The sequence below is a fragment of the Achromobacter sp. KK8 genome (assembly GCF_054188005.1).
Genome location: NZ_CM135178.1, coordinates 187,962 through 211,835 on the forward strand (window position 1 = coordinate 187,962; position 23,874 = coordinate 211,835).

The following is a 23,874-nucleotide window of genomic DNA, read 5'->3' on the forward strand; positions in this document are numbered from 1 at the left end:
GGCAAGCGCCGAAAACAGAACGGCCCGCTTGCGCGGGCCGTTCCGGGCTCATGCCGTCACGTTCAGCGGATCGGCCACGGATACATCGCGCCGCCCTTGCTCCACAACGCGTTGGTGCCGCGTTGCAGGCCCAGCTTGCTGTCCTTGCCGACGTTGCGCTCGAACACTTCGCTGTAGTTGCCCACGGCCTTGATGGCGTTGTAGGCCCACTTCTCGTCCAGGCCCATGTTCTTGCCGGCGCCCGGCGTCACGCCCAGGATGCGCGAGATGTTGGGGTTGTTGCTCTTGAGCATCTCGTCCACGTTCTTCTGCGTGATGCCGTATTCCTCGGCTTCCAGCAGCGCGAACAGCGTCCAGCGGACGATGCCCAGCCAGTTCTCGTCGCCCTGGCGCACCATGGGGCCGAGCGGCTCCTTGGAGAAACGCTCCGGCAGGATCTCGTAGTCGTCCGGCTTGGCGACCTGCGTGGCGCGCACCGCGGCCAGTTGCGAGGCGTCGTCGGTGAAGGCGTCGCAACGGCCCGATTCGAAGGCGCGCACGACTTCGGTGACCTTGTCGATCACGACCGGCTTGAATTCGATATTGTTGGCGCGGAACCAGTCGGCCAGGTTCAGTTCGGTGGTGGTGCCCGGCTGCACGCAGACGGTGGCGCCGTTCAGTTCCTTGGCGCTTTTCACGCCCAGCTTCTTGTTCACCAGGATGCCCTGGCCGTCATAGAAGCTGGCCGCCACGGCCGACAGGCCCAGCGAGGTGTCGCGCGTCTGCGTCAGGGTGACGGTGCGCAGCAGCACGTCGACTTCGCCCGATTGCAGCGCGGTGAAGCGTTGCTGGGTCGACAGCGCGGTGCCCTTGAACTTGGTCGGGTCGCCGAACACGGCGGCGGCGACGGCGCGGCAGATGTCCACGTCCATGCCTTCCCATTCGCCCTTGCTGTTGGTGGCCGAGAAGCCCGAAACGCCGTCGGTCAGGCCGCACTGCACGTAACCCTTCTTCTTGACCGCATCCAGCGTGGGGCCGGCCACCGCCGCCTGGGATGCGCACGCCAGGGCAAGCGCGCCGGCAGCAAACGAAATCAACCGCTTCATTATTGCTTCTCCTGAATTAGATGCCCGCGCCGGCCTGTAGGCCCGCGGCGGCTGAAACCAAGCCCATGCTTTGCGGGCCGGCCGCCAGATTACGCCATGTCCACGGCGTGAACAACGCACACCGGCCTAGTGGAAACCCGAGTAGCAAATGGATGCGGACGAGCGCAGGAAGTCCGGTGATCGAACTTTATTGGCAGCTGCGCGCCCCGGTTGGCGCGGCCCTGCGTGCCATACTTTTTTCGCGCCCTGTCCGCTGGACGGCGCGATCACCAACCCACAGAAAAACCGGCCGCGCCACAACAAAAACCGCGGGACGCGCGCCGGCATTCGGCCGATTCATGGAGGAGACAAATCCATGGCACTCGCAAGGAAACCGCAGCTCCGCAGCCCCGCGGCAAGGTATCGCCGCCACGCCCTCAAGACCCTGTTGTGCACCGCCCTGGCCGCCCTCGGCCTGGCCGCCGGCCCCGCCCAGGCGGATGACTGGCCCAGCAAACCCATCAAGATCATCGTGCCCTACACGCCGGGCGGCTCCACCGACATCGTCACCCGCATCGTGATGGAAAAGCTCGGCCCGCGCCTGAAGCAGACCATCATTGTCGAAAACCGCCCGGGCGCCAACAGCAGCGTGGGCTCGGCGATCGCGGCCAAGGCCGACCCGGACGGCTACACCTTCCTGTCGATCCTGCCGGCCTACATCATCAACTTCCACCTCTACAAGCTGGGCTACAAGCCCGAGGACCTGACGCCGGTGGCGCAGATGGCCGACCTGCCGCTGTTCCTGTTCGTCTCGCAGGACCTGCCCGTCAACAGCGTGGCCGAGCTGGTGGAATACGCCCGCAAGCATCCCGACAAGCTCACCTATGCCTCCAGCGGCAACGGTTCCAGCGCGCACCTGACCGGCGCCGACTTCGCGCTGCGCAACAAGATCACCATGACGCACGTGGCCTACAAGGGCAGCGCGCCGATCCTGACCGACCTGCTGGGCGGCCGGGTGTCGATGGTGTTCGACCCGATCCTGGTGCCGATGCAGTACGTCAAGCAGAACCGCCTGAAGGCGCTGGGCTTCACCGGCAAGCAGCGCTGGCCCACCGAGCCGTCGATTCCGACCATGGAAGAGGCCGGCATGCCGGGCTTCGTCACCGGCTCCTGGGCCGGCCTGATGGCGCCGGCCAACACGCCCAGGCCGATCATCGAACGCATGGCGCGCGAGATCAGCGAAATCGTGCAGGAACCGGACGTGCGCCAGAAATTCCTGGATGCCGGCTTCCTGCCGGCCAGCGGCACCTCCGCGCAGTTCGCCGAACTGATGAGGCAGGACTCGGCGCGCTACGCCGGGATCATCCAGCAGGCCCGCATCACGGTGGATTGAGCAACACGGGGCGCGCCGCGCGCGCCCCATCGGAAGCAACAACCATGATCGACAAGTTCATCGACACTCCCGCGGCCGCCGTGGCCGACATCCACGACGGCGCCACCGTGCTGGTCAGCGGCTTCGGCGGCGCCGGCATGCCCACCGAACTGCTGCACGCCCTGATCGAGCAGGGCGCGCGCGAACTCACCGTGGTCAGCAACAACGCAGGCAACCACGAGACCGGCCTGGCGGCCCTGATAAAGGCCGGCCGGGTGCGCAAGGTGATCTGCTCGTTTCCCAAGGCCTCGCATTCGTGGGTCTTCGACGACCTGTACCGGCGCGGCGGCATCGAGCTGGAATGCGTGCCGCAGGGCACCATCGCCGAACGGCTGCGTGCCGCCGGCGCCGGCCTGGGCGGCTTCTTCACCCCCACGGCCTACGGCACCGAACTGGCCGCCGGCAAGGAAACCCGCATCATCGATGGCCGCGGCCATGTATTCGAGACGCCGCTGCACGGCGACTTCGCCCTGGTCAAGGCCGATCTGGCCGACCGCTGGGGCAACCTGACCTACCGCAAGAGCGCCCGCAACTTCGGCCCCATCATGTGCATGGCCGCGAAGACCACCATCGTGCAGGTGCGCGCCAAGGTGGCGTTGGGCGAGCTGTCGCCCGAGGCCGTGGTGACGCCGGGCATCTTCGTCAAGCGCGTCACCCAGGTGGCCCACTCCGCGTTCTCCAGCTGAAGGATTCCCATGCCCACTCCCCTTACCCGCGAAGCCATGGCGCGACGCCTGGCCCAGGACATTCCCGACGGCAGCTACGTCAACCTGGGCATCGGCATGCCGGTGCTGGTGGCCGCCCATTTGCCCGCCGGCCGCGAAATCGTGCTGCACAGTGAAAACGGCATTCTCGGCATGGGCCCGCCGCCGGCCGAGGACGACATCGACCTGGACCTGATCAACGCCGGCAAGCAGCCGGTGACGCTGCTCGAAGGCGGCGCCTATTTCCACCACGCCGATTCCTTCGCCATGATGCGCGGCGGCCACCTGGACATCTGCGTCATGGGCGGCATGCAGGTCGCGGCCAACGGCGACCTGGCCAACTGGTCCCTCAACAAGCCGGGCGAAGCGCCGGCCGTGGGCGGCGCCATGGACCTGGCGGTGGGCGCGCGCAGCGTCTACATCCTGATGGAACACAACAGCAAGGACGGCTCGCCCAAGATCGTCGAGCGCTGCACCTATCCGCTGACCGGCGCCGGCGTGGTCGACCGCATCTACACCGACCTGGCCGTGATCGACGTCACGCCCGACGGCCTGCGGGTCCGGGATATGATCGACGGCATGACATTGACAGCGCTGCAGGCGCGCACCGGCGCGCCGCTGCGCGCAGGCTGATGCTGCCCAACCTTCCCCCGCCCGGCTACGCCGCGCCCCTCGCCCCCGAGGACCACCCCGACCAGCTGCGCGGTGATCCCGACTACATGCTGACGCTGGCGCGCGGCCTGCACGTGATCCGTGCCTTCGGCACGCGCCGCCATCCGCAGACGGCGGCCGAGCTGGCGCGCCGCGCCGGCCTGCCGCGCGCGGTGGTGCAGCGCTGCCTGCACACCCTGATCCTGCTGGGCATCGCCGAACAGCATGGCCGCCAGTACATCCTGACCCCGCGCATCCTGGGGCTGGGCTACGCCTACTTCTCGTCGACGCCGTTCGTCTCGCTGGCGCAACCGGTGCTGGAGGAACTGAGCGCCACGGTCAACGAGACCTGCGCGCTGGCCATCATGGAAGGGCACGAGATGCTGTACCTGGCGCGCTCGGAAGTGAACCGGCTGCTGGCCACCTCGATGGGGCTGGGCAGCCGGCTGCCGGCCTACTGCACGTCGATCGGCCGCGTGCTGCTGGCGCAGCTGTCCGAGCCGGCGCTGGCGCGCTACTTCGCCGCCATCGAACTGCAGCCCTACACCGAGTTCACCATCACCACCGAGGCGCGCCTGCGGGCCGAGCTGGCGCGCATCCGCGAGCAGGACTACGCGGTGGTCGACCAGGAACTGGAATTGAATGTGCGCGCCATCTCGGTGCCGGTGCGCTCGGCCAGCGGCAAGGCCTGCGGCGCGGTCAACGTCAGCGTCAAGGCGGCGCGGGTGCCGCTGGAGCGGCTGACGGGGGAGTTCCTGGCGCCGATGCGCCAGGCGGTGGCCAGGATCGGGGAATTCCTGGCGGCCTGAGCCGCCGCCCCCCGTCCTAGAGGTCGGTCGTATCCAGCGTGAACGCGGCGGCCGCGCGGCCGATGCGGTCGTTGACCGCGTGCCAGGCCTCGCTGTCCGGCGGCGCCTGCACGATGATGCGCGCGAAGCCCTGGCCATCCAGGTCGCGCAGCAAGGCATACAGCGCCTGGGCATAGCGCGCCGGATCGGCCGGCACCTGCTGCCACTGGATGCGCGCGTCGCAGGCCGCGGGCGGCGGCGTGTAGGCCACCACCACGACCTTGCCCGGCGGCAGGCCGCGGCCCTGCAGCGCGGCTTGCAGGCGCGCGTCGGACGCCAGTTCCAGCGCGGTGCGCGGCGCATAGTGCGCCTTCAGCGTGCCCGAGGCGCGCGGCGCGGCGGCGTCGGGCGCGAACACCTGCACGCCCAGCACGGCCTCGATCTGCGCCGCGCTGATGTGGCCCGGGCGCAGCAGCACCGGGCCGGCGCCGCGATCCAGGCGCGACAGGTCCAGGATGGTGGATTCGATGCCGACCTCGGAGGCGCCGCCTTCCAGCACCGGCATGCCGGCCGCGACCTCGTCGGGAAATTCACCGCGCACGTGGTCGGCGCGGGTCGGCGAAACCTGGCCGAACTTGTTGGCCGACGGCGCGGCCACGCCGCCCTGCCCGTTCGGCTTGCCGGCCGCGAACGCCGCCAGCAGCGCCTGCGCCACCGGATGCGAGGGGCAGCGGATGCCGATGCTGTCCTGGCCGCCGCTGACCGTGTCGGCGATATGCGGCGCGCGCTTGAGGATCAGCGTCAGCGGACCGGGCCAGAAGGCGTCGATCAACAGGCGCGCCTCGGGCGGCACCTCGGCCGCCCAGTACGACAGGTCGCCCTGCGGCGCGATGTGCACGATCACCGGGTGGTTCGACGGCCGGCCCTTGGCGGCGTAGATGCTGCCCACCGCCCGCGGGTTCTCGGCGTCCGCGCCCAGGCCGTAGACGGTTTCGGTCGGGAACGCGACCAGCTCGCCGGCCAGCAGGCGCCGGGCGGCGTCGGCGATGTCCGCGGCGCTGGCGGAGACGGACGAAGCGGACATGGCGTTACTCGGGCGCCTGCATGCCCAGCGCGGCGGCGACACGCGCCGCGTCGGCCTGGGCCTGTTGCAGCGTCGGCGCGACGATGGTGACGTGGCCCATCTTGCGGCCGCGGCGCGCCTCGCGCTTGCCGTACAGGTGCAGCTTGGCCGTGGGCACCGCCAGCGCGGCGGCCCAGTCGGGCTCGCGCTGCGTGTCGCCGGTAGCCGACGGATACCAGATGTCGCCCAGCAGGTTCAGCATCACGGCCGGCGCCAGCAGGTCGGTGCTGCCCAGCGGCAGGCCGGCCATGGCGCGCGCCTGCTGCTCGAACTGGCTGGTGACGCAGGCGTCCATGGTGTAGTGGCCGCTGTTGTGCGGACGCGGCGCGATCTCGTTGACGATCAGGCTGCCGTCCTGGAGCACGAAGAATTCCACGCACAGCACGCCGTGGTAGCCCAGGCCCTGCGCGATGGCCTGCGCGGCCGCGGTGGCCTGCGCCTGGCGTTCGGCGTGGGCGGCGTCAAGCTTGACCGGCGCCGCCGTCGACACGGCCAGGATGCCGTCGCGGTGCACGTTGCGCGCCACCGGGAACACCACGCTGGCGCCGTCGAAACCGCGCGCGATCACGACCGAGATCTCATAGTCCAGCGGCATCAGCGCTTCCAGCACGCAGGCCACGCCGCCGAACTCGGCGAACGCGGCCAGCGCGGCCTCGCGCGAATCGATGCGGGCCTGGCCCTTGCCGTCGTAGCCCAGGCGCGCGACCTTCAGGATGCCGGGGAACAGGCTGTCGGGCGCGGCGCGCAGGTCGGCCTCGCTGCGGATGGCGGCGTGCGGCGCGACCGGGATGCCCTGGCTGGCGATGAAGGCCTTCTCGGCGATGCGGTCCTGCACGATGGCGACCGCGTCGGCGGCCGGGCTGACGCGGCAACGCGCCGCCAGCGCGCGCAGGCTGTCGGCCGGCACGTTCTCGAATTCGGTGGTGACGGCCTGACAGGTCTGCGCCAGGCGCGCCAGGCCGTCTTCGTCGTCATAGGCGGCCTGGATGTGCAGGTCCGCCACCATGCCCGCCGGGCATTCGGCGGCCGGGTCCAGCACCGCGACCTTGTAGCCCAGGCTTTGCGCCGCGTGGCAGAACATGCGGCCCAGCTGGCCGCCGCCCAGCAGGCCGAGCCAGCCGCCGGGGGCAATGGTGAAAGCAGTCGATTGCGTCATGGGGATCAGGCCTCGGGCGGAACCTTCATGTCGCGCGCGGCCTGCGTCTGGCGCGCGCGGAACGCCACCAGCTTCTTGCGCAGGCCGGCATCGGTGCCCGCCAGCGTGGCGATCAGGTGCAGCGCGGCGTTGGCGGCGCCGGCCTCGCCGATGGCGAAGGTGGCCACCGGCACGCCCTTGGGCATCTGCACGATGGACAGCAGCGAATCCTCGCCGCGCAGGTACTTGGACGGCACCGGCACGCCGAACACCGGCACCTCGGTCAAGGCCGCCATCATGCCCGGCAGGTGGGCCGCGCCGCCCGCGCCGGCGATGATGCCGCGCAGGCCGCGGTCGAACGCGGCGGCGCCGTACTCGGCCATGTCCTGCGGCATGCGGTGCGCGGAAATCACGCGCGCCTCGTACGGCACGCCGAAGTCTTCGAGCATGGTGACGGCGTGCTTCATGACCTCCCAATCGCTGGAAGAACCCATAATCACGCCCACCACGGGGGTGGCGTCTGCCGCTGCGGAAGTCTTGGCTGTCATAACCGGTGTCGAGTCGTTGAAAGGCCGCGGCCGTGCCGCGAAACCCGGTATTTTACCCGGCGCCGGCGCCACCCCTATGGCGTATTGCCCGAACCCAGCCAGAGATACCCGGCGGGATTGTCCGGGCAGGGCCCGAAACCGCATTGCAGCGTGGTGCTGCCCAGGTTGGCGAGCACCATGATGAAAAACAGGGCCATGATGACCACGCCCAGCACCGACACCGGCCGCTTGAGCATGTTGTCGCCCCATTTGCGGTCCACCGACAGCATCAGCACGCAGAACACGATCAGGGCGCCGAAGGCGATGAAGGCCCAGGTATAGAAGTGCAGGCCCAGGAACGGCGTGCCGTAGCCGGCATCGCCCGGGGCGATGTGCAACAGCACCTGGCGGCCCGACGCCACCATGCCGCCCAGCGAGGCGGCAATGGTCATGGCGTAGTGCATGGGAGACGGGCCCAGCCGCAGGTTCAGCAGCAGCCCCACCCCGGCCAGCATGAAGGCCACGCGTTGCAGCAGGCAGAGCGGGCACGGCAATTCGTCGTAGGCGAATTGCCAGGCGAAGGCCAGCCCGAGGATGGCGGTCACGCCCAGCAGGGCCAGGGCGTTGAGCACGCGCGAGCCGCGCGCGGGATTGCGGGAAAAGATCATGTCGGCGGGGCCTACAGCGACAGCGCCAGCGGGCTGGTCATGTGGAACTGGCACCAGGCGGCGAACACCGCCAGGGTGATCAGCCAGAAAGCGACGCAGGGACGGCGCTTGCCCAGCAGGCCGAACCAGACGGCGACCAGTCCGGTCAGGAAAGGCAACATCATGATCATGCGCAGCTCCTTTCTGCATCCGGTGGGCGGCCAGGCTCAGGCGGCGGCTGCGGGCCGCGTCCGGCAAGTTGACAGAGAGAAAGCCGCGCGGGCGCGCCGACGGCTTCCTGTTGCAAGTTGCCGGCGAGTATAACGTAACAATACGCAATAATTCTTACCGAAAAACAGGGATTACCCTGACGAACGGTCTGCGCCGGGCAAAAAAAACCGCCCGGCGATCGGGCGGTCTTTCGAATGGGCGGCGCGTCAGGCCACCAGGCGGTCGAGCGCTTCGCGATACTTGGCGGCCGTCTTTTCCAGCACGTCCTGCGGCAGGCGCGGCGCCGGCGGGGTCTTGTCCCAGGTCTGGGTCTCGAGCCAGTCGCGCACGAACTGCTTGTCGAACGAAGGCGGGCTGATGCCGACGCGGTAGCCGTCGGCCGGCCAGAAGCGCGAGGAGTCGGGCGTCAGCACTTCGTCCATCAGGTACAGCGTGCCGTCGTCGTCCAGGCCGAACTCGAACTTGGTGTCGGCGATGATGATGCCCTTGGTGGCGGCGAAGCGGGCCGCCTCGGCATACAGCTTGAGCGTGACGTCGCGGATGCGCTCGGCCATTTCCTGGCCGACTTCCTTGACCACCTGCGCGAAATCGACGTTTTCGTCGTGCATGCCGAATTCGGCCTTGGCCGCCGGCGTGAAGATCGGCTCGGGCAGCTGGCTGGCCTGCTGCAGGCCGGCGGGCAGCTTGATGCCGCAGACGGCGCCGGTGGCCTGGTAATCCTTCCAGCCGGAACCGATCAGGTAGCCGCGGGCCACCGCTTCCACCAGGATCGGCTTGAGGCGCTTGACCACCACGGCGCGGCCGCGCACCTGGTCGACTTCGTCCGGCGCCACCACGTCTTCGGCCTTGATGCCGGTGGAGTGGTTCGGCAGGATGTGGGCCAGCTTCTGCAGCCAGAACTCGGTCAGTTCGGTCAGCACCTGCCCCTTGCCGGGAATGGGATCGTCGAGGATGACGTCGAACGCCGAGATGCGGTCCGACGCGACGATCAGCAACTTGTCGTCGCCCACCGCGTACATGTCGCGGACCTTACCGCGGCCCAGCAGCGGCAAGGACTTGATGCTGGATTGATGCAAAGCAGAAGTCACGGAAAAATGGCCTATGGCAAAAATGGGGGTCGCGCAAAGCGCATAGGTTACTGCAAATAGCCCCGTCTTGCCGCGCGGCGGGCCCCGGGTTAGTCTGGCCGGATTCCAAAAAATGCGCCGGCCGCGCACCGCGTCACGGCGCCCCCTTTACCCCTGGAGGAGACAGAGTCGTATGCAGGATGCAACCCAGAAACGCCCGCCGCACGCCGACGCGCAGGTCCACCTGACCGGCGGCTGCCAATGCGGCGCGGTGCGCTACGCGGTGACCGAAGAGCCGATCATGGCGGCCACCTGTCATTGCCGCGATTGCCAGTATTCCAGCGGCGGCGCGCCGGCCCACGCGCTGATCCTGCCGGCCGGCTCGGTCACCCTGCTGCGCGGCAAGGCGCGCGAGCACCGCTACCAGGGCGATTCCGGCCACACCGTGATGCGCAGCTTCTGTGCCGACTGCGGCACGCCGCTGTTCGGCGGCACGGAGGGCATGGGCTACGAGGTGGTGCGGGCCGGTTCGCTGGACGACCCCGAGGCCTTCCACACCCGCGTCACCATGTGGACGGACTCGGCCCCGTCCTGGCACCACGTGGACAGGACCGTGCCGCATTTCCCCCGCAACGCGCCGCCCGCCTGACGGGGCCGGCGCGCAAAGAAAAAAAGGCGGACCCGCCAGGGTCCGCCTTTTTGCTGCCCGCCTCCCGGGGAAGGCGGCCGGTGGCTTACTGCACCACCTGGGTCAGCTTGCCCGAGGCGTACTGGGCGGCGATCTCGGTCAGCGGCAGCGCCTTGATCTTGCTGGCGTTGCCGGCGGTGCCGAACTCGGTGTAGCGAGCCACACAGATCGCCTTGGCGGCGGCGCGGGCCGGCTTCAGGTATTCGCGCGGGTCGAACTTCTCGGGGTTCTCGGCGAAGAAGCGGCGGATGGCGCCGGTCATGGCCAGGCGGATATCGGTGTCGATATTGATCTTGCGCACGCCGTACTTGATGGCTTCCTGGATTTCCTCGACCGGCACGCCGTAGGTTTCCTTCATGTTGCCGCCGAATTCACGGATCTCGGCCAGCAGTTCCTGCGGCACGCTGGAGCTGCCGTGCATCACCAGGTGGGTGTTGGGCAGGCGGGCGTGGATTTCCTTGATGCGGGCGATCGACAGGATGTCGCCGGTGGGCTTGCGCGTGAACTTGTAGGCGCCGTGGCTGGTGCCGATGGCGATCGCCAGGGCGTCGAGCTGGGTGCGGCGCACGAAGTCGGCGGCCTGCTCCGGGTCGGTCAGCAGCTGGTCCATGGTCAGCTTGCCGTCGGCGCCGTGGCCGTCTTCCTTGTCGCCCTGCATGGTTTCGAGCGAGCCCAGGCAGCCCAGTTCGCCTTCGACCGTCACGCCCAGCTTGTGGGCCACGTCCACCACCTTCTTGGTGACCTCGACGTTGTAGTCGTAGTCGGCGATGGTCTTGCCGTCTTCCTTGAGCGAGCCGTCCATCATGACGCTGGAAAAGCCCAGGTCGATGGCGCCCTGGCAGACCTTGGGCGACTGGCCGTGGTCCTGGTGCATGACCACGGGGATGTGCGGGTAGGACTCCACGGCGGCCTGGATCAGGTGCTTCAGGAAGCCTTCGCCGGCGTACTTGCGGGCGCCGGCCGAGGCCTGCATGATCACCGGGCTGTCGGTCTCCGCCGCGGCTTCCATGATGGCCTGGACCTGTTCCAGGTTGTTGACGTTGAATGCCGGGATGCCGTAGCCGTGCTCGGCGGCGTGGTCGAGCAACTGGCGCATGGAGACTAGGGCCATGAGTGGTCCTCCTTAGGTACTGTCGATTGAAAGATGGTTGAAATCAAGCGGAATGGTGAGATTTTACGGGGGATTCGAAGAAAGGTCTTGAAACGACGGGTATCCCTATCCGCCAGGACTAAACCGGCCGCCCGAGCCGCGGCCGGGCGCCTCCCCCATAAGCAGGCCAGCCGTTAGGGGCGGCCGGCGCGCGGCACGTCCACCCGCGTCACCAGGATCCGCCCTTCGGGCCGGGCGCGGCGGTTGGCCTCGATGAAATCGGGCGCCGCCGCCATGAACAGCGTCTTGCCGTCCGGCCCGCCCAGCGCCGCCGCAAAGATGCCCAGTTCGCCGGTATCGATTTGTTCCAGAATCTCGCCGCCGCGCGCCAGCCGCACGATGCGCTTGCCGATCGCGTCGGCCACCCACAGCGCGCCCTCGGCGTCCAGCGCGCCGCCGTCCGGCCCGATGGCCGACGCTTCGATCAGCACCGACAGGTCGTCCGACTCCGGCAGGGCGCCGAAGTGGGCCCAGTCGCGCCGCGGCCCCAGCGCCCCGTCCGCCAGGATGTCGAATTCCGAGATCCGGTTGCCGAAGGTCTCGTTGACGATCAGGGTCTTGCCGTCGGGGGTGATGAAGGAACCGTTGGGAAACCACAATCCGTCCGCCACCACCTGGGCCACCCCGTCCGGATCCACCCGCACCAGGGTGGTGGTGGCGAAAGGCTCGCCGGCCATCAGGTCGAAACCGAAATTGCCCACGTAGGCGCGGCCCAGCTCGTCGACCACCATGTCGTTGACCGGTCCGCCGGTCAGGGCGGACAGGTCGCAATGCGTGACCAGCCGGCCGTCGGGCTCGCGCCGCAGCAGCTTGCGATCCTTCATGGAGGAAATCAGCAGGCGTCCGTCCGGCAGCCACCCCAGGCCGGACGGCTGCTCCAGGACCCGGCAGATGACTTCCGCCCGACCCTCCAGGTCGACGGCGATGACCTTGCCTGTATAGAAGTCCGATGCCCACAGGCGCCCGTCGCGCCAGCGCAGTCCCTCCAGGAAGGTGTACCCCGAGGCCAGCACGGACAATTCGCGTTGCGGCATGGCTTTGTCTCCCACGGCTTTCTCCTTATTGGTGACGGCGGGCCTGGCAGGCCCAATATCTGTATGGATGGCGCCCGCCCCGGGGCAACGCCTGGGCGTCCCGGGGCCAGGCCATTTTGTCATGAGGCCGGCGCGGCGGCAGTCGGGGTTGACCCGTCCCCAACCTGACAACTAACTGTCAGGTTGGCGGCGTTAACATCGCGCCCCAAGGGTTAACCCGCGCCGGTTGCCCTCCGGCATATCCGTCATTGGACCGATCCGCCCCGCCCCATGCCGGCGGGTAAGGCCTTCCCCCGGGCCGACCGCGACGATCCCCGTTTTCCTGTTTTTGAAGATGAATACAAAGAAGCTGACGCGTTACATCGGCATCGCCATGGTGCTGGGCGTCGTGGTGGGCTATTTCTGCAACAAGTACGCGCAGAACGCGCAAGAGGCCAAGGAAATCGCCTCGTACTTCAGCCTGATCACCGACATCTTCCTGCGCATGATCAAGATGATCATCGCGCCCCTGGTATTCGCCACCCTGGTGTCCGGCCTGGCCAGCATGAGCGATGCCAGCGCCGTCGGCCGCATCGGCCTGCGTGCCATGTTCTGGTTCATCGCGGCCTCTGCCATCTCGCTGCTGCTGGGCCTGGCGCTGGTCAACATCTTCCAGCCCGGCGCGCACCTGAACCTGGCGCTGCCCGACGCGGCCGCCACGGCCGGCCTGAAGACCGGCGACTTCACCCTCAAGGCCTTCATCGCGCACGTGTTCCCCAAGAGCATCGCCGAAGCCATGGCCAACAACGAGATCCTGCAGATCCTGGTGTTCTCGCTGTTCTTCGGCGCGGCGCTGTCGTTCATCCGCGGCAAGGGCCACAACACCATCTACAACATGATCGACGAGCTGGCCAAGATCATGTTCCGCGTCACCGACTACGTGATGCGCTTCGCGCCGCTGGGCGTGTTCGCCGCCATGGCCGCCGCCATCACCACCGAGGGCCTGGGCGTGCTGGTCAGCTACGGCAAGCTGATCGGCGAGTTCTACCTGGGGCTGGCGCTGCTGTGGGCCATCCTGTTCGGCGTGGGCTACCTGTTCCTGGGCCGTTCGACCTTCCGCCTGGGCGGCCTGATCAAGGAACCGACCCTGCTGGCCTTCTCGACCGCCAGCAGCGAATCGGCCTATCCCAAGACCATCGAGGCGCTGGAGCGTTTCGGCGTGTCCAAGCGCATTTCGGGTTTCGTGCTGCCGCTGGGCTACTCGTTCAACCTGGACGGCTCGATGATGTACCAGTCGTTCGCGGTGCTGTTCATCGCGCAGGCGTACAACATCGAGATGAGCTTCTCGCAGCAACTGACGCTGCTGCTGGTGCTGATGGTGACCAGCAAGGGCATGGCGGGCGTGGCGCGCGCCTCGCTGGTGGTGGTGGCGGCGACGCTGCCGATGTTCCACCTGCCCGAGGCCGGCCTGCTGCTGATCATGGGCATCGACCAGTTCTTCGACATGGGCCGCACCGCCACCAACGTCGTCGGCAACAGCCTGGCCACCGCCGTCATCGCCAAGATGGAAGGCAAGGAAGAGGACCTGGCGGCCGCCGATGCCGCCGCCGACACTGCCACCGGCGCGGTTTCAGCGCCGCCGCGCACGGCCTCTCGCGAGGCCTGAGCCAGGCGCGCCGACTCGTTCCAGAACCGCAAGCACGGGCCCCGCGATGAATGCGGGGCCCGTTTTTCATGAGTCGGCCGATCCCGCGGCCCGCCTGGGGCCGCCGCGTGGATTCAGTCGTTGACCGAACACGACACCGGCGCGCCGTCCTCGAATTCCACGTCGTAGGTGTGCACCGGGTCCCAGGGCAGCGTGAACCACAGTTCATAGCCGTCGCCGTCCTCGTCGAACAGCCAGAGGGCGCGCAGCACGGCCTTCCCGGCCATCGCCTCGGCGGTTTCCTCGCCCAGCAGCTGGTCGTCTTCGATGCCGAGCTTCTTGTAGTGTTCGTACGAGTAGTTGTCCAGCAGGAAGTCGGCCGCGGCCAGGACCTGCTCATCGAGGTTGTCGATGATGGCCTTGACCACCTTGGACGCCGCGCCGGAGGGCTCCTCGCCGTCGGTCTGCACCATGACGTGGATGGGCGGACGCCCCTCGCCCACGGGCACGTTTTCGGCGGCCCAGAGATCGGGTTCTTCGGGGTCCTGGGTGAAATTGAATCGTGCCATCACGCGCTCCGGAAAATAAGGCAGACGGGCCGCTCGCCCGCTGGCGGCGTCCTCGTCCGCCCATTTAACCAGATGCGCGTGCCGCCCGCTTGTCCGGCGACAAGGTCTGGCGGTTTCCTCAGGCCGCCACCAGGCCGTCGGCCTCGGCCGCGCGCGCGGGCGTCGGCGCGCGCGCCGGCGCATAGTGGGTCGAGAACACCAGGCGGCCGGCGCTCCAGGTATGGCTGATGAGCGGCAACGCGCCAACCTGCGCCACGGCCACCAGGTCGGCGCGCTGGCCCACCGCGATGCGGCCGCGATCGGCCAGGCCGCAGGCGTCGGCCGGATTCGCCGTCACCAGCGCAATCGCCTGCGGCAGCGTCAGGTCGGTCTGCGCCGTCACAGCGAAGGCCGCGGCGATCAGGGTCGAGGGCTGGTAGTCCGAGCACAGGCAGCTGGCCACGCCCGCGCGGATCGCGTCGATGGCGCGCATCGAACCGCTCTGGCTCTTGCCGCGCAGCACGTTGGGCGCGCCCAGGATGGTGGGCAGGCCGCAGGAAACCGCGGCGCGGGCGGTATCGAGCGTGATCGGAAACTCGCTCATCGCCACGCCCAGGTTGCGCATGGTGGCGATGCGATGGATCGAATCGTCGTCATGGCTGGCGGTGGGGATGCCCCGGTCGCGCGCATGCGCCAGCAGCGTTTCCACACGCTGCACCGCGCCATCCTTGGCGCGCGCCTTGGCATGCGCGGCCTCCTCGGCCTGCTCGCGGCTCATGGCGTGGTTGCCGATCATGTATTGCAGGTATGACTCCAGCGTCTTGAACTGGCCCTGGCCCGGCGAATGGTCCATCACCGAAAGCAGGTCCACCGCGCCCTCGTCCATCAGCTGCCGCAACACCGGCACCGAGGTGGCGTCGGTCACTTCGTAGCGGCAGTGCACGCGGTTGTCGACCAGGCTGTGCTGGCGGAAGGCGCGCACGCTGCGCACCACCTGCGCGGCGGTGTCGTTGTTGCGCACGCCCCATTCGCTGTTGGCGAACGACAGCGCATGGTAGGGCGTGGTGATGCCGGCCGCGGCGTTGCGGCGATCCACCTGCGCCACCGCGAAATCCAGCGGGAACAGCACTTTCGAGCGCGGCTCGGCTTCCTTTTCGATGGCATCGCAATGCAGGTCGACCAGGCCCGGCACCAGCGTCAGGCCGCGCAGGTCGATCTCGCGGTCGGCCGCGGCGCCATCGGGCGCGATGGCGGCGATGACGCCGTCGTCGATCAGGACGGCGCTGTCTTCGAGCACGCGGTCGGGCAAGACGACGCGGGCGTGGGTCAGGTAGGTGCTGGTCATGCTCACTCCAATTCGACGGCGGCCTGCGCGGGACGCAGGGCCAGGACCCGCGACGCCACCGCGTCGCGCACTTCTTCATCGTGGAAGATGCCCAGCAGGCAGCGGCCGGCGGCGCGCGCTTCGCGGATCAGCGCCACCACCACCGCGCGGTTGTCCGGATCCAGCGACGCGGTCGGCTCGTCCAGCAGCAGGATGGGATGCCGGGCGATGAAGCCGCGGGCAATGTTGACCCGTTGCTGTTCGCCGCCCGAGAAGGTGGCGGGCGCCAGCCCCCACAGCCGCTGCGGCACGTTCAGGCGGCGCAGCATGGCGGCGGCGCGCCCGCGCGCCTCGCCGGCGTCGATGCCGGCCATGCGCAGCGGCTCGGCCACCACGTCCAGCGCCGACACGCGCGGGATCACCCGCAGGAACTGGCTGACGTAGCCGATGACGTCGCGCCGCAGCGCCAGGATGCGCTGCTCGGGCGCGCCGACCAGTTCGACCCAGTCGTCCCCGGCGCGCACGCGGATGCTGCCTTCGGTGGCCAGGTAGTTGCCGTAAAGACAGCGCAGCAAGGTGCTCTTGCCGGTGCCCGAGGGGCCCGCCAGCACCAGGCAGTCGCCGGCGGCGGCGTCGAAATCGACCGCCTCCAGCACCGGCAGGCGAATGCCGCCCTGGTTGTGCAGGGTGAACATCTTTCCGAGGCCCCGCACCTCGATCATGGGAGTCGCAACGGTCATGGTCAGCTCTGCAAAATGGAAGACACCAGCAACTGGGTGTAGGGATGCTGCGGGTCGTCGAGGATCTGGTCGGTCAGGCCGCTTTCGACCACCTCGCCGCCGCGCATCACCAGCGTGCGATGCGCCAGCAGGCGCGCCACCGCCAGGTCGTGCGTCACCACGATCGCGGCCAGGCCCAGGTCGGTCACCAGCTGGCGCAGCAGGTCCAGCAGGCGCGCCTGCACCGACACGTCGAGCGACGCGGTCGGCTCGTCCATGAACACCAGGCGCGGATGGGTCACCAGATTGCGGGCGATCTGCAGGCGCTGCTGCATGCCGCCGGAGAACGAGGCCGGCGCGTCGTCCAGGCGGCCGGCGTCGATCTCCATCTTTTGCAGCCAGCTGCCCGCGGCCTGGCGCAACTCGCCGTAGTGGCGGTCGCCCACCGCCATCAGGCGCTCGGCGATGTTGGCGCCGGCGCTGACCTGCATGCGCAGGCCGTCGCGGGCGTTCTGGCGCACGAAGCCCCAGTCGGTGCGGGCCAGCAGCCGCAGGCGCGCGCCGGACAGCGCGGCCAGGTCGGTGAAGCCCTGGTCGCGGGTGTCGTACCAGACGCTGCCGGCGTCGGGCGCGGTCTGGTACGACACGGCCGACAGCAGCGTGCTCTTGCCGGAACCGGATTCGCCCACCACGCACAGCACCTCGCCGGGGAACAGGTCGAAACTGACGTTGCGGCAACCGTGCACGCCGTCCCAGGTGCGCGTCATGCCGCGCACGGAAAGCAAGGGTTGGGCGTTCATGCGGTGGCTTCCTTTTCGGCTTGCGCGGCCTGGCGGTCGTTGCAGTATTCGGTATCGGAGCAGACGAAGCGGCGCGTGCCGGCGTCGTCCAGGATGATCTCGTCCAGGAAGCTGTCGCGCGAGCCGCACAGGTCGCAGCATTCCGACCACTTCTCCACGGTGAAGGGATGGTCCTCGAAGTCCAGGCTCTTGACCCGGGTGTACGGCGGCACCGCATAGACCCGCTTCTCGCGGCCCGCGCCGAACAGCATCAGCGCCGGGCTGTTGTCGAGCTTGGGATTGTCGAACTTCGGGATCGGCGACGGCCGCATCATGTAGCGGTCGTTGACGATCACGGGATAGTCGTAGGTGGTGGCGATGTGGCCGTGCTGGGCGATGTCCTCGTACAGCTTGACGTGCATGCCGCCGTATTCGGCCAGCGCGTGCATGGTGCGGGTCTCGGTCTCGCTCGGTTCGAGCCAGCGCAGCGGCTCGGGGATCGGCACCTGGAACACCATGATCTGGTCGGCCCGCAGCGGCGTTTCCGGAATGCGGTGGCGCGTCTGCACGATGCTGGCGTCGCGGGTCGATTCGGTGGTGGCCACGCCGGTCACGCGGCCGAAGAAGCGGCGGATGTTGATGGCGTTGGTGGTGTCGTCCGAGCCCTGGTCGATCACCTTGAGCACGTCGCCCGGGCCGATGATCGACGCGGTCACCTGGATGCCGCCCGTGCCCCAGCCGTAGGGCAGCGGCATCTCGCGGCTGCCGAACGGCACCTGGTAGCCGGGAATCGCCACCGCCTTGAGCAGCGCGCGGCGCAGCATGCGCTTGGTGGACTCGTCGAGGTAGGCGAAGTTGTAGTGGTCGTCGCGTTCGACCGCGGCGCCGGGAGTATGGGAAGTTTTCATGGCGCAACGGCCTCGTCCAGCTGGCGGGTTGTCTCGGGGGCCGGCGCGGCGCGTTCGGCGCGCAGGCGGCGCAGCAGTTCCAGGTTGGCCTGGAAGTCCACGTAGTGCGGCAGCTTCAAGTGCTGCACGAAGCCGGAGGCCTCGACGTTGTCGCTGTGGTACAGCACGAACTCATGGTCGTTGGCCGGCGCATCGGCGCGTTCACCCAGGTCGCGCGCCTTCAGGGCGCGGTCCACCAGCGCCATCGACATGGCCTTGCGTTCGCCGTAGCCGAAGGTCAGGCCATAGCCGCGGGTGAACTTGGGGCCTTCCTCGGCATTGCCGGAGAACTGGCTCACCATCTGGCATTCGGTGATCTCGATCTCGCCCACCGTCACGGCGAAGCCCAGTTCCTCGATGTGCATCTCGACTTCCAGGGAGCCGTAGCGGATCTCGGCGGCGAACGGATGCGTGTTGCCGTAGCCGCGCTGCGTGGAATAGCCCATCGACAAGAGAAAGCCTTCGTCGGCGCGCGCCAGGTTCTGCAGGCGCGCCGCGCGCGAGGCCGGGAAGTCCAGCGGCTGGCGCGTCAGATCGAAGGGCTCGGGATCGCCTTCGGGCACCGGCTCGGCGTCGATCAGGTCGTCGTGCGCCAGCAGGTCCGTCACGCGCGGCATGGCGCTGTCCAGCGGCTCGCCAGCCGCCGGCAGGGCGTCGGCCTCGCGCTCGGCTTCCAGCGAGAAGTCCAGCAGGCGCTGGGTGTAGTCGTAGGTCGGCCCCAGAATCTGCCCGCCCGGCACGTCCTTGAAGGTCGACGAGATGCGGCGTTGCAGGCGCATGGCGCCGGTGTCGATGGGCTGGGTGTAGCCATAGCGCGACAGCGTGGTGCGATAGGCGCGCAGCAGGAACACCGCCTCGATCGCGTCGCCGGCGGCCTGTTTCAGCGCCAGCGCCGCCAGTTGCGGATCGTAGAGCGAGCCTTCCGCCATCACGCGCGACACCGCCAGCGGCATCTGTTCGCGGATCTGGTCCAGGCTCAGTTCGGGCAGGGCCCGGTCGCCGCGCCGGTAGTCGTCCAGCATGCGGTAGGAATTGAGGATGGCGCGTTCGCCACCTTTGACGGCCACGTACATGTCAGCTCTCCACGCGCGTGCTGCGGGGCAGCGCGCACAGTTGCCGTCCGTGCGTCAGGAACACGTCGACGCCCAGCGGGAAACGTTGATGGTTGATGCGCCAGTCGCGCCAGAAGCCTTCCGGCAGGCCGGCGGCGCGCAACGCCTGGCGGCCCTGGATGCCGGGACCGGCCAGCGAGACTTCGGCGCCGGCGTCCAGCGATGCGACCTCGATCAGCAGCGTGGTGGACAGGTCCGGATAGGCCGGGTCGCCCGGGTGGCAGGACGCCAGCGTCGGCGCCGCGCTACCGGCCGGCACCACGGCAAAGCGCGCCAGCGAGGCCGACGGCACCACCGGGCAGGCGCAATGGAAACGCAGGAAGTCCAGCACGCCGGCGTCCAGGCCCTGCGGCAGCCACAGCGGCGTGTCCACGTCCACCAGCGTCAGCAACAGCGCGGTCAGCGCCGGCGACAGGCCGGCCGGCACGCCGCAGGTGGCGGCCACGTCGTACACGCGGCCCGGATGCGCCATGGCATCGAGCGCGGTGCGGAAGGTGGCCTGCGCATCGTTCACCGGATCCGCGAAGCCCGGCAACAGCCGGCGGCTGGCGGCCGCGGCGCCAAGAAGTTCTTGATGCATGTCAGTCCTCGCCTCGCACCATCGTGAAAAATTCGACCTTGGTCTGCGCCGCCACGCGCGCCTGGCGCTCGATGCGCTCGGCGCGTTCGCGCGCCAGCGGCTGGATCAGCTGCGCCTGCACCGTGTCGTGCCAGTCGGGCAGTTGCAGCAGCGCGTCGGCCACCGCGGCCTGCTCGGCATGGCGCAACGAGCGGCCCTGCACGTAGGCAATGCCGACCACGCCGTTGTCCAGGCTGACGGCGCAGCGTGTCACCGTCATTTCACCCAGGTTGAAACGCGCTCCGGTGCCGCCGCTGCGGGCCCGCACCATGGCCATGCCGGTCTGCGCCGGGCGCAGCATCTGGTGCGGCGGCAGCCCGCCGAGCGAGCCGAAGGCCCCTTCCAGCATGGCCGGATCGGCCAGCGCCAACACCCGCATCCAGGCGGTCCGTTGCGCCTGGATTCCGCCCTGCGCTGTTTGTGGATGGTCCATTATTTCCTCTAAACGTCTAGACGACTGGATGGAGTATGATCGCGTTCAGAAGCAAGTTCAACAGCCTGGCGTGAATTTTTGATGACAGTTGCGGCAGGGACGCATCGCCTATCCCCCGCCCGCCGCTTGGTGCACAATCACAGCCATTCCTGATGAAGCTGATATGACAGCACGAGCACATTCCATGGTCGAAAGAGGTTCCGGCATCGCCGTGTGGCGACAGATTGGCGAGTCCCTGGCGGACGACATCCGCAACAAGCTGTACACGGCGGGCGAACAACTGCCCTCCGAACCGGAACTGGCCGCCAAGTTCTCCGTCAACCGCCACACCATCCGGCGCGCCATGGGCGAACTGGAACAGAGCGGACTGGTGCGCATCGAGCAGGGCCGCGGCACCTTCGTGCAGGAACACGCCATCGACTACGCCATCGGCAAGCGCACGCGCTTTTCCGAGAACCTGCGCAGCCAGGGCATGCTGGGCCACCTCGAAGCGCTGGGCAGCCAGACGCTGCGCGCGGCCGAGATCGCCAAGCACCTGGGCCTGGCGCGCAACGCCCCGCTGCTGCGGGTGCAGATGGTCGGCAAGGCCGAGAACCGCCCCATCAGCGCCTCGGAACACTACTTCGACGAAAAGCGCTTCCCCGATTTCATCGAGCGCATGAACACCCTGCGCTCGGTGTCCAAGGTCTACGCCCATTACGGCATCGGCGACTACACCCGCAAGTGGTCGCGCATCACCGCCACCCTGCCGTCGCCGGAGGTGGCGCGCATCCTGGGCCAACCCAAGACACGCCCGATCCTGCAGGTGGAAGCCCTGAACGTCGACCAGGCCGGCGCGCCGCTGCAATACAGCATCACCCGCTTCGTGGGCGACCTGGTGCAACTCATGGTGGCGGACGACAGTTGAGCGCGGCTGCGGCCGCTTTCCGGCGGCCGCGCGGGCGGCACGGCGATTTCACTCATCTAGACATCTGGTTGTAATGCAACACCGCTAACTTCCCTTCATGAACCAAGCACACGCCCCCTCGCCCCTGGCCGGTGTCACAGGCCAACGTATCCTGACCCCGCGCGGCATCGAGCACGCCAGCGTGCGATTCCACGCCGGACTGATCGACGACGCCGGCGGCACGCCCGCGCGCGGCGCGGCCTGGTTCGACGCCGGCGACCTGCTGGTGCTGCCCGGCATCGTCGACCTGCACGGCGATGCCTTCGAGCGCGCCATCATGCCGCGCCCCAGCGTCACCTTCCCCTACGACGGCGCGCTGTTCGACGTCGACCGCCAGTTGCTGGCCAACGGCATCACCACCGAATTCCACGGCGTCACGCTGTCGTGGGAAGGCGGCCTGCGCGGCGAGGCCTACGCCGAGCGCATGTTCGCCGCGCTCGAACGCATGCGGCACCTCATGGGCGCGCGCCACTACGTGCATCTGCGCTTCGAGACCCACCACGTCGGCGGCGTCGAGACCGCCCAGCAATGGATCCGCGACGGCCGCGTGCGCTTCGTCGCCCTCAATGACCACCTGCCCAGCATGGCGCGCCGCCTGGGCGACGACCGCAAGCTGCTGCAATACGCCGACCGCGCCGAATGCGACCTGGACACCTTCCAGGAGCGCATCCGCCGCGCCATGGGCGCGGCCGACTCGGTGGCCGACGCCATGCGCGAGCTGACCGCCAGCGCGCAGGCGGCCGGACTGCGGGTCGCCTCGCACGACGATCCCGACGCCGCCACCCGCCGCTACTACCACCAACTCGGTTGCGGCGTGGCGGAATTCCCGCTGACGCGCGACGCCGCCAGCGTGGCCCGCGACCTGGGCAACTCGGTGGTGTTCGGCGCGCCCAACGTGGTGCGCGGCGGCAGCCACACCAACGCCCCCAGCGCCACCGAAATGGTCCGCGCCGGGTTGTGCGACATCCTGGCCTCCGACTATTACTACCCCGCGCCGCTGGCGGCGGCGCTGCGCCTGGTGAACGACGGCGTGCTGCCGCTGGAGCAGGCCTGGAACCTGGTGTCGCTGAACCCGGCGCGCGCCGCCGGCCTGCAGGATCGCGGCATGCTGGCGCCCGGCCTGATCGCCGACGCCATCGTGGTCGACGACCAGGTGCCCGGACTGCCGCGCGTCTGCGCCGCCATCGTCGGCGGCGAGCTGCGCTACGCCACCCGCGCCTTCGGCGACGACCGCCACCAGCGCATGGCGGCCTGACCATGCCGTCGGCCCACCGCTACGCGCTGTATCTCGCCCCCACCGGCCCCTGGCGTGAGCTGGGCAGCCGCTGGCTGGGCCGTTGCGCCGACACCGGCGCGGCCCTGCCGCCACTGCCCGGCCAGCCCGAGGCCGCGCGCGACTGGACCGCGGCGCCGCGCCATTACGGCCTGCACGCCACGCTGAAGCCGCCCTTCCGGCTGCGCGCCGGCGCCACGCCGCGGGATGTGGACGCCGCCGTGCGCCGCCTCGCCGCCGGCGACAGCGCCTTCGGCATCCAGCTCGAATGCGAGCCGCTGCGCGGCTTCCTGGCCTGGCGCATCGCATCCTCCGACGCCGACGGCCGCGCCCGCATCAACGCCCTGGCCGCCGCCGCCGTGCGCGGCCTGGACGACCTGCGCGCCGCGCCCGGCGCCGACGAACTGGCCCGGCGCCAGGCGCATGCGCTATCGCCCGAACAGCAGGCCATGCTGGCGCGCTGGGGCTACCCCTACGTGTTCGATACCTTCACCTTCCACATCACGCTGACCGGCAAGCTCGACGGCGAAGCGCTGGAACAGGCCCGGGCAGGCATCGCCGCCTTCGCCGACCCATTGCGCGGCCAGTCCATGCCGGTGCCCGGCGTGAGCGTGTATGTACAGCCGGAAGCGGGCGCCGACTTCATCGCGGCGCGCCACTACCGCTTCGACGGCGGCCACGTCGACGCGGCGGGCGCGGCCTACCTGGAAGGACCGGCCGCGGCATGAACCCGCCCGTTCCCGCCAGCGGCGAACGCCTGGTCTACCTGATGGGCGCGTCCGGCAGCGGCAAGGACACCCTGCTGCGGCTGCTGCGCGCCGGCCTGCGCGGCGACGAACCGGTGCTGGTGGCGCACCGCTACATCACCCGCGACAGCGGCGCCAGCGAAGACGCGCTGCGCCTGAGCGTCGATGAATTCGCGCGCCGCGCCGCGCTGGGCTGCTTCGCCCTGCGCTGGGCCAGCCACGGCCTGCATTACGGCATCGGCATCGAGGTCGATACCTGGCTGGACGGCGGCGCGGCCGTCATCGTCAACGGCTCGCGCGCCCACCTGGCCGAAGCGCACCGGCGCTATCCGGCGCTGACGGCGGTGGAGATCACCGTCGATCCCGCGCGGCTAGCGCAGCGGCTGGCGGCGCGCGGCCGTGAATCCCCTGAACAGATCAGCCAGCGCCTGTTGCGCGCCGCGCAGGACTTCCCCGTCCCCGACGGTTGCCGCCTGCTGCGCGTCGCCAACAACGGCGCGCCGGAAGCCGCCGCCGCCGAATTGCTGGATATCGCCCGCGGCCGCCTCATCGCATAGACCGCG

The 23,874-nt window shown here is 69.0% G+C and carries 27 protein-coding genes; 10 read left to right on the forward strand and 17 right to left on the reverse strand.

What is annotated here, in order from left to right:
* Positions 1 to 62: 62 nt before the first annotated feature.
* Positions 63 to 1,085: an amino acid ABC transporter substrate-binding protein gene (locus ACVN9Z_RS00875; RefSeq protein WP_006385546.1), complete on the reverse strand. Its 1,023-nt coding sequence runs from the start codon at positions 1,083 to 1,085 to the stop codon at positions 63 to 65.
* 355 nt (positions 1,086 to 1,440) lie between these two features.
* Between ACVN9Z_RS00875 and ACVN9Z_RS00880 the strand changes: the two genes are divergently transcribed.
* Genes ACVN9Z_RS00880 through ACVN9Z_RS00895 form a run of 4 tightly spaced genes read left to right on the forward strand, consistent with a single transcriptional unit; the run spans position 1,441 to position 4,660 of the window.
* Positions 1,441 to 2,457, forward strand: a complete 1,017-nt coding sequence (locus ACVN9Z_RS00880; RefSeq protein ID WP_024070129.1) for a Bug family tripartite tricarboxylate transporter substrate binding protein — start codon at positions 1,441 to 1,443, stop codon at positions 2,455 to 2,457.
* A 44-nt stretch (positions 2,458 to 2,501) separates the two neighbouring features.
* Positions 2,502 to 3,182 (forward strand): 3-oxoacid CoA-transferase subunit A, encoded by a 681-nt coding sequence (locus ACVN9Z_RS00885; RefSeq protein ID WP_006385548.1) that lies wholly within the window; start codon positions 2,502 to 2,504, stop codon positions 3,180 to 3,182.
* Positions 3,183 to 3,191: 9 nt separating this feature from the next.
* Positions 3,192 to 3,833 carry a 3-oxoacid CoA-transferase subunit B gene (locus ACVN9Z_RS00890; protein ID WP_006385549.1) on the forward strand — a complete coding sequence of 214 codons (642 nt, stop codon included), beginning with the start codon at positions 3,192 to 3,194 and terminating at the stop codon, positions 3,831 to 3,833.
* Positions 3,833 to 4,660 carry an IclR family transcriptional regulator domain-containing protein gene (locus ACVN9Z_RS00895; protein ID WP_006385550.1) on the forward strand — a complete coding sequence of 276 codons (828 nt, stop codon included), beginning with the start codon at positions 3,833 to 3,835 and terminating at the stop codon, positions 4,658 to 4,660. The genes ACVN9Z_RS00890 and ACVN9Z_RS00895 overlap by 1 nt, the downstream gene beginning before the upstream one ends.
* Before the next feature lie 16 nt (positions 4,661 to 4,676).
* On the opposite strand, the gene ACVN9Z_RS00900 is transcribed toward ACVN9Z_RS00895, so the two are convergent.
* From ACVN9Z_RS00900 to ACVN9Z_RS00925, 6 genes are all read right to left on the reverse strand, one after another.
* Entirely contained in the window at positions 4,677 to 5,723 is a 1,047-nt protein-coding gene (locus tag ACVN9Z_RS00900) for an L-threonylcarbamoyladenylate synthase (RefSeq protein ID WP_054442912.1), read from the reverse strand.
* A 4-nt stretch (positions 5,724 to 5,727) separates the two neighbouring features.
* Positions 5,728 to 6,918 carry a 5-(carboxyamino)imidazole ribonucleotide synthase gene (locus tag ACVN9Z_RS00905; protein ID WP_006385552.1) on the reverse strand — a complete coding sequence of 397 codons (1,191 nt, stop codon included), beginning with the start codon at positions 6,916 to 6,918 and terminating at the stop codon, positions 5,728 to 5,730.
* Positions 6,919 to 6,923: 5 nt separating this feature from the next.
* On the reverse strand, positions 6,924 to 7,445 hold the full coding sequence (purE, locus tag ACVN9Z_RS00910) for a 5-(carboxyamino)imidazole ribonucleotide mutase (protein WP_053497327.1): 522 nt from the start codon (positions 7,443 to 7,445) through the stop codon (positions 6,924 to 6,926).
* A 74-nt stretch (positions 7,446 to 7,519) separates the two neighbouring features.
* The gene (locus tag ACVN9Z_RS00915; RefSeq protein ID WP_006385554.1) at positions 7,520 to 8,092 is read right to left on the reverse strand and encodes a disulfide bond formation protein B; all 573 of its coding nucleotides are present in this window, start codon (positions 8,090 to 8,092) and stop codon (positions 7,520 to 7,522) included.
* Positions 8,093 to 8,103: 11 nt separating this feature from the next.
* Entirely contained in the window at positions 8,104 to 8,262 is a 159-nt protein-coding gene (locus tag ACVN9Z_RS00920) for a DUF5993 family protein (protein WP_006385555.1), read from the reverse strand.
* Between the two features lie 246 nt (positions 8,263 to 8,508).
* A complete protein-coding gene (locus ACVN9Z_RS00925; RefSeq protein ID WP_458212993.1) occupies positions 8,509 to 9,390 on the reverse strand; it encodes a phosphoribosylaminoimidazolesuccinocarboxamide synthase in 882 nt (293 codons plus the stop codon).
* A gap of 172 nt (positions 9,391 to 9,562) precedes the next feature.
* Between ACVN9Z_RS00925 and ACVN9Z_RS00930 the strand changes: the two genes are divergently transcribed.
* On the forward strand, positions 9,563 to 10,018 hold the full coding sequence (locus ACVN9Z_RS00930) for a GFA family protein (protein ID WP_006385557.1): 456 nt from the start codon (positions 9,563 to 9,565) through the stop codon (positions 10,016 to 10,018).
* An 85-nt stretch (positions 10,019 to 10,103) separates the two neighbouring features.
* On the opposite strand, the gene fba is transcribed toward ACVN9Z_RS00930, so the two are convergent.
* Together fba and ACVN9Z_RS00940 are read right to left on the reverse strand one after the other, a co-directional pair.
* Positions 10,104 to 11,168 carry a class II fructose-bisphosphate aldolase gene (gene fba / locus ACVN9Z_RS00935; protein ID WP_006385558.1) on the reverse strand — a complete coding sequence of 355 codons (1,065 nt, stop codon included), beginning with the start codon at positions 11,166 to 11,168 and terminating at the stop codon, positions 10,104 to 10,106.
* Positions 11,169 to 11,341: 173 nt separating this feature from the next.
* Positions 11,342 to 12,241: an SMP-30/gluconolactonase/LRE family protein gene (locus ACVN9Z_RS00940; RefSeq protein ID WP_035181935.1), complete on the reverse strand. Its 900-nt coding sequence runs from the start codon at positions 12,239 to 12,241 to the stop codon at positions 11,342 to 11,344.
* A 334-nt stretch (positions 12,242 to 12,575) separates the two neighbouring features.
* Between ACVN9Z_RS00940 and ACVN9Z_RS00945 the strand changes: the two genes are divergently transcribed.
* Positions 12,576 to 13,886 (forward strand): dicarboxylate/amino acid:cation symporter, encoded by a 1,311-nt coding sequence (locus tag ACVN9Z_RS00945; RefSeq protein ID WP_006385560.1) that lies wholly within the window; start codon positions 12,576 to 12,578, stop codon positions 13,884 to 13,886.
* 113 nt (positions 13,887 to 13,999) lie between these two features.
* Here ACVN9Z_RS00945 and ACVN9Z_RS00950 read toward each other — a convergent pair whose 3' ends face one another.
* From ACVN9Z_RS00950 to phnG, 8 genes are all read right to left on the reverse strand, one after another.
* Positions 14,000 to 14,434 carry a hypothetical protein gene (locus ACVN9Z_RS00950; protein ID WP_006385561.1) on the reverse strand — a complete coding sequence of 145 codons (435 nt, stop codon included), beginning with the start codon at positions 14,432 to 14,434 and terminating at the stop codon, positions 14,000 to 14,002.
* A 118-nt stretch (positions 14,435 to 14,552) separates the two neighbouring features.
* A complete protein-coding gene (locus ACVN9Z_RS00955; protein WP_020926724.1) occupies positions 14,553 to 15,758 on the reverse strand; it encodes an alpha-D-ribose 1-methylphosphonate 5-triphosphate diphosphatase in 1,206 nt (401 codons plus the stop codon).
* A 2-nt stretch (positions 15,759 to 15,760) separates the two neighbouring features.
* Positions 15,761 to 16,477, reverse strand: a complete 717-nt coding sequence (phnL, locus tag ACVN9Z_RS00960) for a phosphonate C-P lyase system protein PhnL (protein ID WP_054498088.1) — start codon at positions 16,475 to 16,477, stop codon at positions 15,761 to 15,763.
* Positions 16,478 to 16,479: 2 nt separating this feature from the next.
* Positions 16,480 to 17,256 carry a phosphonate C-P lyase system protein PhnK gene (gene phnK, locus ACVN9Z_RS00965; protein WP_006385564.1) on the reverse strand — a complete coding sequence of 259 codons (777 nt, stop codon included), beginning with the start codon at positions 17,254 to 17,256 and terminating at the stop codon, positions 16,480 to 16,482.
* Entirely contained in the window at positions 17,253 to 18,143 is an 891-nt protein-coding gene (locus ACVN9Z_RS00970) for an alpha-D-ribose 1-methylphosphonate 5-phosphate C-P-lyase PhnJ (protein WP_024070138.1), read from the reverse strand. Before ACVN9Z_RS00970 ends, phnK begins: the two co-directional genes overlap by 4 nt.
* Positions 18,140 to 19,255, reverse strand: a complete 1,116-nt coding sequence (locus tag ACVN9Z_RS00975; RefSeq protein ID WP_006385566.1) for a carbon-phosphorus lyase complex subunit PhnI — start codon at positions 19,253 to 19,255, stop codon at positions 18,140 to 18,142. Before ACVN9Z_RS00975 ends, ACVN9Z_RS00970 begins: the two co-directional genes overlap by 4 nt.
* A gap of 1 nt (position 19,256) precedes the next feature.
* Positions 19,257 to 19,874, reverse strand: coding sequence for a phosphonate C-P lyase system protein PhnH (gene phnH, locus ACVN9Z_RS00980; protein ID WP_049054887.1), 618 nt, complete (start codon positions 19,872 to 19,874; stop codon positions 19,257 to 19,259).
* A gap of 1 nt (position 19,875) precedes the next feature.
* Positions 19,876 to 20,346: a phosphonate C-P lyase system protein PhnG gene (gene phnG, locus ACVN9Z_RS00985; RefSeq protein ID WP_054438527.1), complete on the reverse strand. Its 471-nt coding sequence runs from the start codon at positions 20,344 to 20,346 to the stop codon at positions 19,876 to 19,878.
* A 184-nt stretch (positions 20,347 to 20,530) separates the two neighbouring features.
* Between phnG and phnF the strand changes: the two genes are divergently transcribed.
* The 4 genes from phnF (at position 20,531) to phnN (ending at position 23,868) form a co-directional block, all read left to right on the forward strand.
* Positions 20,531 to 21,253 carry a phosphonate metabolism transcriptional regulator PhnF gene (phnF, locus tag ACVN9Z_RS00990; RefSeq protein ID WP_006385569.1) on the forward strand — a complete coding sequence of 241 codons (723 nt, stop codon included), beginning with the start codon at positions 20,531 to 20,533 and terminating at the stop codon, positions 21,251 to 21,253.
* A gap of 97 nt (positions 21,254 to 21,350) precedes the next feature.
* Positions 21,351 to 22,547 carry an alpha-D-ribose 1-methylphosphonate 5-triphosphate diphosphatase gene (locus tag ACVN9Z_RS00995; protein ID WP_458212994.1) on the forward strand — a complete coding sequence of 399 codons (1,197 nt, stop codon included), beginning with the start codon at positions 21,351 to 21,353 and terminating at the stop codon, positions 22,545 to 22,547.
* Positions 22,548 to 22,549: 2 nt separating this feature from the next.
* Complete coding sequence (locus ACVN9Z_RS01000; RefSeq protein WP_054473308.1) at positions 22,550 to 23,293, forward strand: DUF1045 domain-containing protein; 744 nt, start codon at positions 22,550 to 22,552, stop codon at positions 23,291 to 23,293.
* Positions 23,290 to 23,868, forward strand: a complete 579-nt coding sequence (phnN, locus tag ACVN9Z_RS01005; protein ID WP_006385572.1) for a phosphonate metabolism protein/1,5-bisphosphokinase (PRPP-forming) PhnN — start codon at positions 23,290 to 23,292, stop codon at positions 23,866 to 23,868. The genes ACVN9Z_RS01000 and phnN overlap by 4 nt, the downstream gene beginning before the upstream one ends.
* Positions 23,869 to 23,874 lie beyond the last annotated feature (6 nt).